This is a genomic window from Nannocystis sp. (assembly GCF_016714285.1).
In the GTDB taxonomy this organism is placed as follows: Bacteria; Myxococcota_A; Polyangia; order Nannocystales; family Nannocystaceae; genus Nannocystis.
On the sequence record NZ_JADJNN010000008.1, the window covers coordinates 329,940 to 342,894 of the forward strand.

Sequence of the window (12,955 nt, forward strand, 5' to 3'; positions counted from 1 at the left end):
ACGCTGGCGATATCGTCGGACTGCGCCGCCGAGTGCCCGCCTGGAATCGTAGTTTGCGCGTGAATGTGCGCCCTCATCCAGCCCCCGTGAGCGCAAAGGGACGCGGTTCTTCGCTACGATGCGCCGATGCGTGAGACCGCGGTCCACCGCGCCTTCGCGGCGCTGCCCGCCAACGTCGGCTGGCTGGTCCTGCTCGCGGTCTTCACGGGCGCCGCGGCGCTGACCGGCTTCAACCCGATATGGGGGAACATCCCCGTCAACATCGTGCTCTCGGCGGTCGTGCTCGTCGCGTGCAGGATGGTGTTCTTCGAGCGGCTCAAGCTCTCGACCCTGATCGTGATGCGGCTCCTCGTCGTGCTCGCCGTGCTCTCGGTGATCCCCGGCGATCTCTTCATCAAGATCCTGTTCGGCTTCCTCGTGGTCAATATCCTCGAGGCGACCCTCACCGACCTGCGCAAGGGCAAGAACCGCTTGAACTTCGTGACCGGCCTGGCGCTGGCCGGCGCGGTGGCGGTGTTCCGGGGCCGCTGGAACGGCACCTATTACGTGGTCGAGACCCCCGGCTTTGTCCCCTGGATCGTCGCCTATACTCTGTGGAACTGGCTGTTCGTGACCCGGGAGTTCGGCCCCGCGATCGCGCGGATGCACCTGGCCGTGCTGGCCGCGCCGATCGTGGGCTGCCTGGCTCTCCTGCACCCGGGCCTGTGGCTGCTGTTTCGCGGCAACAGCCTGATCACCGCGGGCCTGGTCCAGATCTCGAGCAAGGAGTTCGTCGAGGGCTACTTCGCCAGCGACCGCTTCGCCCGCTTCGTCGCCCGGGTGCAGGCGACGTCGGTGCAGGCCGCGCTGATGGTCGTCAATGTCGCTCTGGCCCTGGTGCCGGTGTACTACTATTACTGGCGCTGAGCTCGCTCGGGGCCGCGAGGCGGGCGAGCGCCACCACCACCGCGATCGGGACCAGCACGAGCCACGGCCAGGCCCCCGGCCCGCGCTTCGGGTAGCGCAGGCGCGAGGGCATCAGCGCCGCGGCGATCGCCGCCAGCCACGGCGCGAGCGACGGGGCGAGGACGACGGCGACGAGCACCGCCGACGCCGCGGCTGGCGTCGGGACGCCGCGGAACGCCGGGCCCCAGCGCGTCGCGGCGAGCTCGTCCCCGTCGTACCGGGCGAGCCGCCACACGGCCGTCAGCACATACGCGAGCGCGACCGCCAGCGCTGCGGGCGAGCCGTCCGCGGCGCGCACCAGCATCACGGCGGGCAGCGCCGCGAAGGCCAGCAGGTCGGCGAGCGAGTAGAGTAGGGTGCCCAGCTCGGAGCTGGTCCCGAGCCGGCGCGCGAGCGGCCCGTCGAGGCGATCGAGGAGCAGCGAGAGGGCCACGCAGCTGACCATCGCCGCGTCGGTCGCGGCCGCGCTCCACCCGAGCTGGGGTGCGCACAATCCGAGCGCCGCGGACGCGACCGACATCAGCGTCAATAGATTGGCGGGGTTGGCCGGAGAATGGCTCATGGGACAGGTCTAACGCGGGCCGTGGTGAAAGCACAGCGCGCCCCGGATGCGGTCGAGGAAGCGCAGAACGCCCGCACGAGGGCCGCTGCCCGCACGAGCCCGCGGCGCGGCATGGACGGGAACAGGTGGTGCTCGATCCCGGCCATTTGCATGCGCATCCGTGAGCTCGTCGCGGAGTCACGGGATATCGCGAGGCCGGCGAGGCCGCGCACCTTCGCACCGCGGCATGAGATATGGTGCGCCCCGGACATGCATCCGTGGCCCCGGAGAGATGGGCCCGGGCCCGTCGTGTACGTCATCGAGAGGGAGCCATTCATGAGTCGTCATTCGAAGTCGTTGCCCAAGCTGTTCTCCAGCGAATTCGCCAAGCTGCACGGGATCCCCGGGCAGGGCCTCGACGAGGGTCAGGTGCGCATGGGATTGAAGGCGATCCTCGTGATCGCGGGCGCCGGGAAGAAGCTGTCGGCGAAGACGATGGCGTGGCTGCGCGACGAGCTCAGCGACATCGGCACGCCCGAGGCGGTGATCGACGCCATCGCGGCCTTCGACTACAGCAACACCACGCTCGAGCAGATCGCCGCGCCCAAGCCGCTGAACTCGATCCCCGGCGGGCTGGCCAGGAACGTGCTGTTCCGGGCGATCCGCACCGCCCAGGTCGACGGCTACTCCGACGCCGAGCGGGCCTCGGTCGCGGCCGCGGCCCAGAAGTTCGGGATCCCGGCGAAGGCCGTCAAGGAGCTCGAGGAGCACGCCGCCGCCTGGCAGGACGTGGACAAGCAGGACAGCCCCGATCCCGCCGCGCTGCAGACGATGCGCAAGAAGCGTCAGGCGCTGCTGTCGGCCTGAGGCGCGTGAATTCGTGGTCGGGCCCGGAGTGCCACCATTCCCGTGAGCGCGTCGATCCTCGCCGCGGCGATCACCGGGTCGCCGCGCCTCCTCCAGCTGGTGTTGACGGTCTACGCCGTCATCGCCGTGTTCAGCGTGCTGTCGCTCGTCCACCCGCGGCTGCGACGGCCGGAGGGCCGCGCCGTCCGCCACGCGATCAACTCCTGGTGGCCGCCAGCGCTGATCGGCGGCGCCGCGGTGCTGCTCGGGCCCGCGGTCGCCGTGCTGATCTTCGTCGCGGTCAGCACCTGGGCGCTGGCCGAGTACCTGCGCTTCCTGCCCGCGTCCGATCGCACGCCCGACGTGGTCGCGCTGGCGCTGCTGCTCGGGCCGCTGCACTTCGCGGCGCTCGCGGCCGGGCAGGTCGCGCTCGCCGAGGGCGGCGTGCTGCTGCTGGGCGGCTTCGTCGTGCTCCCGCTGCTCCGCGCGCTGCGTCACGGCCCCGCGGGCCTGCTCGCCGGCGCGGCGCGGGTCGGGCTCGGCGTCGTGCTCACCGCCTTCAGCCTCGGGCACGTGGCCCGGCTCTGCCTCCTGCCCGCCAGCGTCGGAGCGGCCGGCGGCGCGGGCCTGGCGGCGCTGCTGCTGATCTGCGTCATGGTCAGCGACGCGGCCCAGTACGTCGCGGGCAAGCTCGCGGGACGGCACGCGCTGGCCCCGGTGCTGAGCCCGCGGAAGACCTGGGAGGGGCTCGCGGGCGGCGTGCTGATGACGGGGGTGGTGGGCGCGCTGGCGGCTCCGCTGGCGACGTCGTTGTCACGCCCGATCGGTGCGGCCGTCGGGGTGGCCCTCGCGCTCGTCGGCCTGCTCGGCGACCTCCTGGTCTCGGCGATCAAGCGCGACGTGGGCGTGAAGGACAGCGGCGCCGTGCTGCCCGGTCAGGGCGGCGTGCTCGATCGCTGTGACAGCCTGATCCTCGCCGCGCCCCTCTACTACCACGCGGTCCAGGCGTGGCTGCTGTGATCGGTCGCTGCGATCCGGGGGCCGCGAGCAGGGGTGGTTGAGCCGGCGCGCGCGCGCGGGTAGAGTCGCGGCTGCGCGTGACTGTATGGCTTCAGCTGAGCGCCGGTCACGGGCCGCCCGAGTGCAGCTGGGTGGTGCCGCGGCTGCTCGATGCATTGCTGGCCGCGGCGGCCGCGGCGGGCGTGCGCGCGGTCTGCCTCGATCGCATCGCCGGCGAGCTGCCGCGCACGCTGCGGTCGGCGCTGGTCGAGCTGTCCGAAGGGCCATGTGATGAATTCGCCGCGGGGTGGTGCGGCAGCGTGCTGTGGGTCGGTCGCAGTCCGTTTCGCCCGGAGCACCGGCGCCGCAACTGGTTCGTGCAAGTCACGCGGATCGCTGCGCCGGACGCCGCGGACGGCGATGAGCTGGCCGCGCCGCGGCCCGAGGAGCTCGAGGTCACGGCGATGCGCAGCGGCGGCGCCGGCGGGCAGAACGTCAACAAGCGCAGCACCGCGGTGCGGGTGCGGCACCTGCCGAGCGGGGTCGAGGTGGTCGCTCGCGAGGAGCGCACGCAGGCGGCCAACCGCCGGGCCGCGCTCGCCCGGCTCGCGTGGCTGCTGCGCGAGCGCGCCGAGGCCCGCCGCGACGCCGGCCTGCGCGCGCAGTGGGACGCCAAGGGCCAGGTCGTGCGCGGCGACCCGCGGCGGGTGTTTCGCGGGCCCGAGTTCCGGGCCGACGATTGAGCCGCCGCGGCTCGACGCGTGCGCGACCGCGTTGACGGTGGGTGTTTCACGGGCCCGAGTCTCGGGCCGACGAATGAGCGGGCAGCGGCGCCGCGAGCTCACGGCGTATTCGTCGTGAGCCGCGGCTACTCGACGGCCCCGGGCGGGACGGCCAGCGGCGCGGCGCACTCGGCCGTGCTCGCGCGCAGGCCGTCGCGGCAAGTGGCGCCGGCCGTCGCGCTCGCCTGGCAGTTGGGCTGGCCGTCCTGCGGGTGCTCGCACCAGCCGCAGATCGGCTGCGAGGTGCAGGCCACGCAGTTGTTCTCGTAGTCGGGCCGCTGCCCGCACGCGCTCGCGGCCGCGGGGTCGCGGACCGGGGCGTCGCTGCGACAGCCGAGGCCGAGGCCGAGGATCAAGCCGAACAGAGATAGTGCCCTCATCCCTCGTCCCTCCGAACGCCGGCGATCACGCGCCGGGCCACGATCTTGGTCGCGCGCACCAGGTGCTGCCCCGGCCAGGTCGCGTCGGGGCGGGTCTCCTCGAACAGCGCGGAGATGCGGATGTACGGCCGCGTGCCCGCGTCGCGGTGGGCGTGGATCTGCAGGAGCAGCGGGTTGTCGCCGACGACGGTGAGCCGCGCCGTATACACGTGGTCCGAGTCGGAGAAGGGGGTCGGGCGGTACCCCGAATAGCTGAGGATGCGAAAGTCGATCCGCGGCGCGAAGTACAGGGTCTTCGATTGCCCGGTCGCCAGGCCCGCCTCGAGTACGTAGAAGGTCGGGGCGCTGTGGCCGGCGGTGTAGCCGAGGTACACCGATATCGCCGCGAAGCGGGCCCCGTGCAGCCGCGCCGGCGTGATCACGTCGACCCGCTCGATCACCCCGTCGATCTGGCTGCCGTACTTGGCCTGGACCTCGGCGACGGTGGCGAGCAGGTGATCCTCCGGCAACACCTCGCCGATCGCGGTGGCGACGGAGCGCGGCGTGGTCGGCGGCAGGCCCACGCGGACCATGCCGAGGTGGCCGGTGAAGGGGTCGTAGTCGGGCGCCTCGCGGTCGTGGGTGGCGTGGGCCCGGTAGTAGCGCAGGCCCCCGAGATCGCCGGCCGGCACCCGCAGGCGCGGCGCCTCGGTGCCGTCGCTGCAGGTCAGGCCGAGGCTCGCGGCCATCGCGTCGAGGGCGTCGCGGTAGCGGTCCCAGTCGAGCCGGATCTCGCTGGTGTCGTCGAGGTAAGCGGTCAACGCGATCGAGGTCAGGAGGTGATCGTCGACCACGGTGTCTGGGAAGCTCTGTCGCAACATCGACGTGAGCGCCTCCCGGTCGTCCGGGAGCAGGTCCAATTCCAGCTTCATCGCGGCATCCTACGCTCGTGCCCCGCGGCTCGCAGCGGGCGAGTGCGCGCCGATGCGAGGGTCGCTCTCGAGGCCGTTCTCGCGGCCGCGCTTGCTATCACTGCGAGGGCCGCCGCGAGGGCCGATCTTATGGTTCCGTGGCCGGGTGGATCTGGCCGCGGATGTCGCCGAAGTAGGTCTGTCCGGTGGTGTGGAGGTTGAAGTAGAGCTCGCCCTCGAGGGCGACCTGCAGCATGCCGGCGATGGTCGAGACCTTGAGCGGCTTGGTGGTGCCGAACGAGCCGCTCGGGATGATGCAGCCGGCCGTGAAGGCGGCGACGGCCCCATGGGCGTGCTCGACGAGGGCGACGAGGTGCTCGTTTCGCACCTCGACGGTGAGCGTGCCGTCGGCGAGGTCCGCCTTGAGGTCGGTGGTCAGCGAGAAGTCGACGAGGATCGGGCCGAGGGTGCCGGGCTTGCCGCAATGGATGTGGAACATGTTGATCGTCGCGGGATCGATGCCCTCGATCTTCACGTCGACGTAGGCCCGGCTGAGGTCCTTGGTGAAGCGGACCTTGCCGTGGGCGCGGTGACCCGCGGCCTCGCGCGCGGCCCGGGTCTGCGAGGGCGTGCTCGACTGGAACACCTTCGGCGTGGTCTTCGGCGTCTCGGTCTCCTCGCCGGCCTCCTGGAACGGGCTCAGGTAGGACTCGAACACGAGCCCGATCTCCTTGCCGCGCGAGGGGTCGAGGGCGGTGCTCGCTGCCGGGGCCGGGGTCGCCGCGATCGGGGCCACCGCGCTCGGGGTCGCGGTCGCGGCGGGGGCCGGGCTTGGCGCGGGTGCGGGGCTCGCCGGCGCGGCGGGAGGCGCCGGGTCCATGGGCGCGTGGGTGGTGCTCGTGCCGCGGGAATCACAGCCCCACAGCATTGCGACGAGAAGGAGGGAAACGCGGGGACTGGGCATCGAGGGCTCCTGGGTGCGACCGGCTCGGCGACACCTTAGCGGAGCCCCCGGCCGCCGGGGTGGCGGGAGGTGGACATTGGGTGGTCCAACAATGGACGGTCTGCAGCGCGCGGGCGCGATCGTGGCCCCGAGCAAGTCGACGCGAGGCGCCGCGCCGACTTGTTCGCTATCACGTCACGATCATGTGCTCGGGCTCGCGGCTGAACTCGGCGGAGCGGATGGTCTTGCGGGTCCCGTCGATCGCGACGTCGAGCTCGAGGATGAAGGGGCCGATGAAGGTGTTGAAGCCCGGACCGGCCTGCTCGCCCGCCCGCGAGAAGTCGAGATCGCCGAGCTTGTAGCTGATGTTCAGCTCGGTCCCGGCCGGCACCCGCGCGTCCCAGGGCGTGTAGGTGCCCTCGCCGGCCTTCCACTGCGTCGGCTTGCGCAGCGTCGTGCTGCCGGCCACGCGCTTGCTCGTCGGGTCGAGCACGCGGACGGCCTCGACGCGAAACTGGCCCGCGAACTCGCTGTTCACGGCCAGCTGCACGGTGGATTGGGTGCAGGGCTGGCGGAAGCTGTCGCCCGGCTGGGCCGAACGCGCCATGGCGCCGGCGGCCACCTCGCTCGACCGGGGCGGCTCGTCGGCGGAGGCCGCCGGGGCGGGATCGGGGCAGTCCGAGTGCAGCTGCACCGATGCGACGGCGACGCGGAAATCAGCGGGGGACTCGGGCGGCGGGGTCACCGATCCGGTCGGGTCGACCGGCGGCGGCGGGGCGTAGTGCGAGGGCGTCGAGCCGTCGACCGGCGGCGGCGTGTACGAAGGGGTGGCGCTGTCCCACGCGGCACAGGCGGCGAGCAGCAGGACGACGAGCGGAGTGAGGCGCATTGCGGACATTGAGAGGACCCCCAGGTGGATGATGCCAGCATCCAACGCCGGTCGACGCGGTCGGCCTACAGTCGGCGCGCGACGATCGGGCGCGGGCGCGTTCGCTCGCGTCGCGGAGCGGCACCTGCAAGCGTTGCACGCCGCTGCAGGGCCTGCGGCCGTGGGTCGACGGGTTGTCCATGATCTCGGCCCGCTCGCGTTGGCGCGGTAGTTGCGAACAGGGTGACCCCACGGAGATCCTTCGATGACCACGCTCTCGCGTCCGCAGAAATTCACCCTGGAATCGCTCTACCTCCCTATCCCGGCGAGCTTGGGCGAGGACGGCCCCCCCGCGCACGGCGTGAAGCTCGGGCTCACCGGTCGCGCTGGGAGCTCCAATCTGGTCGGCACCCTGCAGCTCGACCCCAACGCCTGCACCCTCAATTCGTTCGGGGACCGCGAGATGTGCACCAAGATCGCGATTCGCTCGACGTCGGTGACCGCCACCCTGATGCCCGTCCCCGATCCCAAGGGGCTCCACCGCAGCTACTACATGCTGCAGGGCGAGCACCTCGCGCCGTTGACGGCGCTGATCGTGGATCCGCAGCACCAGCGGCACTATCTCAAGTGCAACGATACGATCGTCGCGCTGTTCCCCGACGACGGCGCCTGAGATACGGACATCATGCTCGCCACGCTCGTCCGCTGGGGATATCCACACAAGGCGCGCACTGAGCCCGGCGCCTGGGGCGACGCGCAATTCGACGCGTCGTGGCCGATGGAGGCGATCGACGCGCCCGGGGCCTGGCTGGTCCCTGCGAGCGGGCGCTGCTCGGTGGCCGTGGTCGACACCGGGGTGTACATCCAGCACCGGGATCTGGCGGGCTGCCGCGCCGTCGCCGGCACGGCCTGGACCGACGCCGCGGGCCACGGCACCGCGGTGGCCGGGGTGGTCGCGGCGAGCCACGGCGCCGGCCTCGGGCTCGCGGGTGTATGTCCAGACGTCGGGCTCGCGGCGTACCTCGCCGACGACCAGCTGCTCGACGTGCTCAGCATCCCGGCGCTCGGCCTGACCCCGCGTCTGACCCGGCTGCTGGCGGCGCTGGCCGAGCTGCACGCGTCGATGGCCGCGCAGCCGCGGCCGGACATCCGCGCGGTCACCCTGGCCAAGGCCGGGGCGCGAGCGACGGCGAAGGAGGCCGAGGACGAGTGCCGCACGCACTTCCTCGCGCCGATCCGCGACCTGCTCGCCGACGATCTGGTGGTCGTGCTCGGCGGCGCCAATGCTCCGGTGCCGGCCGCTCGCTGCGTCCCGGCGGCGGTGCAGGGCCTGCTCGGCGGGCACGAGGGCGTGATTGTCGTATCGGGCAGCGAGCCGCCGTGGGGCAGCCCGTGGGAGCGCAACGCGGACCTCTGCTATCCGGGCCAGGACGACGTCGATCTGTGGGCGCCCGGCGGGCTGCAGACCACGCTGGGGATCGCAGATCCGGCGCACTACAACGAATGCCCGGCGGTGGCGAGCGGACCGACGCCGCTCAACGCCGGCAACTCGCTGGCGATCCCCCACGTCGCCGGCGTGGCTGCGTTGCTGGTGCGGATCGATCCGACGCTGGGCGGCGCGGCGGTCGGGCGCCTGATCCGCGAGACCGCGGAGGAGCAGCGCAACGCCGCCCACAAGCCGGCGATCCGGGTGCTCAACGCCTTCGCCGCGGCGCTGCGGGCCCACAATCGGGCGTGTCCGGACGCGCAGCTCGCCGGCTATCGCGTGATGATCCCGCATCGCCTCGAGTTCGTCGGCGGGCCCGAGGAGCTCGAGGGGGCCGTGCTGGTGCTCAGCTCGCCCGGCCACGCGGATCAGGTGGAGGTGCCATTTGTCTATCTGCCGAAGATCGGCGGACTCTATGCGTGGTGTCGATTCACCGCGCCGGCGTCGCTGCCGCTCGTCGCTGAATTGCAGCACACGATCAAGAAGCACGGCGGCGCGAGCGTGACGCGCTGCCTGTGGCGCGGCGCGCTGACCTCGCTGATCGCGGGGGCCCCGGCCGGCGCGGTGAACAGCGCGTGGTGTCACCCGGCGTGCCCCGAGCTGCGGACGATCCGGCTGCAGGGGCTGGCGATGACGCTGGTCCACGCCGCCGATCCGGCCCGCCCGATCGCGCGGGCGAAGCTGCGGCTGCGGCACTGCGCGAACGGCAGCGAGTCGGTCTGCGAGACGGCGCTCGACGGCAGCTTCCTGCTGCCCTTCGTCGAGCCCGGGCCGCACGAGCTGCTCGGCGCCGACATCCCGGGCCTGCCGGGCGGGCTGTGCGTGGCCATGACCCTCGACGAGGGCAAGCTGTACGTCAGCGATCCGGCGACCGGGACGCAGCCGTTCCTGTCGGTGATGGCGCCGCCGCGGCGCAGCCCGTGGATCGGTCTCTGGGCCGGCGAGGTCGAGCTGGCCGGGGCCGTGGCGCCGGGCAAGGACTGCGACGAGGTCGCGGGCGCGGTGACCGTGACGATGCGCGGCAAGCCGCTCGACCGCACCCGCGTGCTCGACCGCTGCATCGAGGCGATCAGCGGGGACCACAGCAGCTACGAGGAATTCACCGAGGAGTTCGGCGCGATGCCGGAGGAGGACATGCCGGAGTTTGGCCGCAAGATCACGCGCGTGTTCTCGACGGCGCTGTGGCGGCTCACCGGGGCGCCGGCCAGCGAGGCGCAGGAGCTGGCGATGGACGATGCGCGCGAGGTGTCGCTGCTCGACTGGAAGGAGGTCGCGCTGCCGCCGGGCTTCCTGGTCGCCGAGGGAGCCGACGGGCTCGCTGTGTCGCTCGACCTGCGCGAGCTCAGTCGCCGTTTCCTGCAGGCGCACCTCGAGCGCCCGGACGAGCTGGCGTTCCCCTACGAGCTCGACCTCACCTTCGCGTGGTCGCTCGGCTACCAGACCCACGCGGCCGCCGACGCGAGCACGGCCTACGAGCTGCGCATCGCCCTCGTCGAGCGGGACCTCGCGCCGATGCCGGTCCCGTGGGCGGTGGTGCCGACCGAGGGCTGGCCGCGGCGCTGGCGGCTCGTGGCCGGGCCGCTGGCGGGGCCGATCGAGCTGTCGACCGCGCCGGGCAGCCCGCTGCGGATCTCGGCCGACCCGGAGCCGGCGCCGCCGGGGTGTACATCGGCGATCGTCGAGGAGCCGGCCGACACCTCGCCGGACGCGGCACGAGTGTTTGCGATCGGGCCGGCGGGGGAGGTCGGCGTGATCTCGCGGTGGCTATCCGTGGGCGAGGCGACCGCGGTCGCGAGCCATATCATCGTCACGCGCCGCGGCGCGCCGGTGCCTGCGTAGGTGGTATTCGCCGGCTCACCCGCGTGACGTCGGCGGACTCGCGGTGGGCGACGATCGCTCAGCGAGGGCCGTCGCCCTGGCCCTCGGGGAGCGGGTAGCGACCGAGCAGCTGTTCGGCGGCCGCGAGCGCCGCCTCGACGCGGGCGAGCGCGACGGCATCCTCGGTGTCGGTGATCCGCGGGCGCAGACGCTGGAGCGCCCGCCGGTTGAGGCCGAGGCCGAGCGGCGAGCCCTTCTCGCGGTTGAGGCCGATCGAGGAGGCGAGCACGCCGAGTGACTCGCGGATCTGGCCGGTCTCGGCCAGGAGGTCGGCGAGGGCGGCGGTCGTGCGGGCCATGCCGATCGCGTCGCCGAGCGAGCGCTGGACCTCGAGGGCGGCGGCGAGGCGCTGGCCGGCGCGCTCATGCCGACGCTTGGCGATCTCGATGCGGCCCATGGTCTCCCACACGCGGGCGACCGCGCGGGCGTCCCCGAGGCGGCGCAGCAGCTTCTCGGCGACCAGCGCGTGGTCGAGGGCCATCGACAGGGCGTCGTCCTCGCGACCCGGGCGCAGCGGCGCGTGCAGGGGCACGCGCGCGAGCAGGTGGTGGGTATCGGCGAGCTCGCGGAGGGCGACCTTGTCGTCGTCGCCGGCGGCCTCGAAGACCTGGCGCGAGCTGACCAGCAGGTGGGTCGCTCGCACGTGATCGCCGAGGCGGATGTAGATCGCCGCCTGGTCGTTGAGGAGGGCCGCTGCGCCGCGGGCGTCGCCAGCGGCCATGAGGGCCTGGCTGGCGGACATCAGGGCGGCGAGCGCCTCCTCGAGCGCCCGCAGGTCGCCGCGATCGTAGCCGACACCGGCGATCACCAGGGCGACCTCGGCCTGCAGCGCGGGCGGATCGCCGGGCACCACGGCCGCGAGCGCTTGCCGGGCCGTGATCAAAGCTGTCTCGAGGGTCAGGTGCGCGTCGGTGCCGAGGTCGGTGCCGAGGCTGGACCACTGGATGCGGGCGAGCTCGATGAGCGCGGCGATCCGCAGGCGTCGACGCGCGTCGGTCGGGGCCAGGCGCTCGAGGATCGCCAGGGCCCGGCGGGCGTGGCCGAGGCCCTGCGCGCCGAGGCCCTGGTCGGCGGCCTGGCGGGCGGCCTGGATGTAGCGCGCCGCGGCGTCGTCAGCCTCGTCGATCGCGTGGAGATGCGAGGCCGCTCGGGCCGCGTCCGGGCTGCGTCGGTGGCGGTGCGGGGCGTGCACGTGCGGGTGCTCTGCGCGCGGGACCGGAGCCTGCGGGGTTGGGCTCGCTGGCGCGGGCGCCGGGGCTGGCGCGGGCTGCAACTCGATGGTGACGGCGTGCGGCGTGGTGACGGCGGGCGGCGCGGGCGGCGGATCGGTGGTGATCGTGGGCGGCGGATCTGTGGTGATCGTGGGCGGCGGATCGGCGGTGATCGCGGGCGCTGGATCGGTGGTGATCGTGGCTGGCGTCGAGGCGGTGATCGTGGCTGGCGTCGGGGTCGACTCGGCCGCGCTGAGCAGCGCGGCCTCGCGGGCCTGCGTGTCGCTCGCGGCCTCGGCATCGGCGCGGCCGGTCTGGAGTGGGTCGCCGCCGAGGATCTCGGCGAGGCGACGATGCCAGTAGTTGGCCAGCGACGGGGTGATGCCGGCGCGCAACGCCTCGACGATCGCGGGCGGCATGTGGATCCGGCCCTCGCCGCGATCCTCGAGCGGCACGCCGTGATCGATCGCGGCCTGCAGGTGCAGCAGCACGGCCAGCGGGCGCTGCTCGAGCAGCGTCGCGCACAGCTCGACCTCGAAGCCGGTGCCGATCGTCGCGCCGGCTCGCAGGGTGGTGAGCGGCTCGGGCCCGAGGCCGCGCAGGCAGGTGGGGTCGGGGGTGGGGGTCGTCGCGGTCGCCGACTCGCCCGCCGGGGCCTGGATGACGGCGGCGAGGCCCTCGCTCGCGAGCAGCGCGGCGAGCAGGGAGCCCGCGGCGCCCGCTGGCTCGCGTGAGCGGAACATCAGGAGGATCGGCAGGCGCATCCATCCGGGGCGAAGGATGATCTGGTGGAGGATCGCGAGGGTCGCCGGGTCCGCGGCCTCGACGGCCTCGAAGACGAGGATCGATCGCCGGGGGTCGCCGTCGGCGAGGCGATTGCCGAGATCGACGAGGACGGCGTCGATCTCGGTCGTCGGCGGCTCGCCGAGGAGGCGGCGCCGCAGGCCGCCCAGGACCCGGTCGCGGGCCTGCTCGAGGATCGGCGCCTCGCCGAGGACGAGCTCAAGGCGGCGACGGGCGTCGTGGAGGGGCCCGAGGGTCGACGGTGGCACGTCGCAGCTCACCCGGATCAGCCGCAGTTCGCCGGGGGCGGCCGGCATCGGCAGGCCCACGAGGGCGGCGTGGCGGCCGCTGAGGAGGCGCTCCCAGATTCCGTGGCGATCGGTGTCAGGCATCGCGGCACTTT

At 73.1% G+C, this 12,955-nt stretch carries 12 protein-coding genes; 6 read left to right on the forward strand and 6 right to left on the reverse strand.

Annotated features, from left to right (window positions below):
- Positions 1-126 precede the first annotated feature (126 nt).
- Positions 127-906 (forward strand): hypothetical protein, encoded by a 780-nt coding sequence (locus IPJ59_RS16460; protein WP_293252389.1) that lies wholly within the window; start codon positions 127-129, stop codon positions 904-906.
- Here the strand turns inward: IPJ59_RS16460 and IPJ59_RS16465 are convergent.
- Positions 857-1,507 carry a CDP-alcohol phosphatidyltransferase family protein gene (locus IPJ59_RS16465; protein WP_293272426.1) on the reverse strand — a complete coding sequence of 217 codons (651 nt, stop codon included), beginning with the start codon at positions 1,505-1,507 and terminating at the stop codon, positions 857-859. The two genes, IPJ59_RS16460 and IPJ59_RS16465, sit on opposite strands and share 50 nt — an antisense overlap.
- Positions 1,508-1,822: 315 nt before the next feature.
- Between IPJ59_RS16465 and IPJ59_RS16470 the strand changes: the two genes are divergently transcribed.
- The 3 genes from IPJ59_RS16470 to prfH all read left to right on the forward strand — a co-directional run bounded on the left by IPJ59_RS16470 (position 1,823) and on the right by prfH (position 4,074).
- A complete protein-coding gene (locus IPJ59_RS16470; protein WP_293252393.1) occupies positions 1,823-2,353 on the forward strand; it encodes a hypothetical protein in 531 nt (176 codons plus the stop codon).
- A gap of 42 nt (positions 2,354-2,395) precedes the next feature.
- Complete coding sequence (locus tag IPJ59_RS16475) at positions 2,396-3,352, forward strand: phosphatidate cytidylyltransferase (protein ID WP_293252395.1); 957 nt, start codon at positions 2,396-2,398, stop codon at positions 3,350-3,352.
- 77 nt (positions 3,353-3,429) lie between these two features.
- Entirely contained in the window at positions 3,430-4,074 is a 645-nt protein-coding gene (gene prfH, locus IPJ59_RS16480) for a peptide chain release factor H (RefSeq protein WP_293272427.1), read from the forward strand.
- Positions 4,075-4,199: 125 nt separating this feature from the next.
- Here the strand turns inward: prfH and IPJ59_RS16485 are convergent, their stop codons facing one another.
- The 4 genes from IPJ59_RS16485 to IPJ59_RS16500 form a co-directional block, all read right to left on the reverse strand.
- Positions 4,200-4,493: a hypothetical protein gene (locus IPJ59_RS16485; protein WP_293272428.1), complete on the reverse strand. Its 294-nt coding sequence runs from the start codon at positions 4,491-4,493 to the stop codon at positions 4,200-4,202.
- On the reverse strand, positions 4,490-5,404 hold the full coding sequence (locus tag IPJ59_RS16490) for a hypothetical protein (RefSeq protein WP_293252401.1): 915 nt from the start codon (positions 5,402-5,404) through the stop codon (positions 4,490-4,492). Before IPJ59_RS16490 ends, IPJ59_RS16485 begins: the two co-directional genes overlap by 4 nt.
- A gap of 127 nt (positions 5,405-5,531) precedes the next feature.
- Positions 5,532-6,263: a CHRD domain-containing protein gene (locus tag IPJ59_RS16495; protein ID WP_293272429.1), complete on the reverse strand. Its 732-nt coding sequence runs from the start codon at positions 6,261-6,263 to the stop codon at positions 5,532-5,534.
- A 253-nt stretch (positions 6,264-6,516) separates the two neighbouring features.
- Complete coding sequence (locus IPJ59_RS16500; protein ID WP_293272430.1) at positions 6,517-7,215, reverse strand: hypothetical protein; 699 nt, start codon at positions 7,213-7,215, stop codon at positions 6,517-6,519.
- Between the two features lie 244 nt (positions 7,216-7,459).
- Between IPJ59_RS16500 and IPJ59_RS16505 the strand changes: the two genes are divergently transcribed.
- A complete protein-coding gene (locus tag IPJ59_RS16505) occupies positions 7,460-7,867 on the forward strand; it encodes a hypothetical protein (protein WP_293252407.1) in 408 nt (135 codons plus the stop codon).
- A 12-nt stretch (positions 7,868-7,879) separates the two neighbouring features.
- Complete coding sequence (locus IPJ59_RS16510) at positions 7,880-10,519, forward strand: S8 family serine peptidase (protein ID WP_293252409.1); 2,640 nt, start codon at positions 7,880-7,882, stop codon at positions 10,517-10,519.
- A gap of 58 nt (positions 10,520-10,577) precedes the next feature.
- Here the strand turns inward: IPJ59_RS16510 and IPJ59_RS16515 are convergent, their stop codons facing one another.
- A complete protein-coding gene (locus tag IPJ59_RS16515; RefSeq protein WP_293272431.1) occupies positions 10,578-12,944 on the reverse strand; it encodes a hypothetical protein in 2,367 nt (788 codons plus the stop codon).
- Positions 12,945-12,955: the final 11 nt, after the last annotated feature.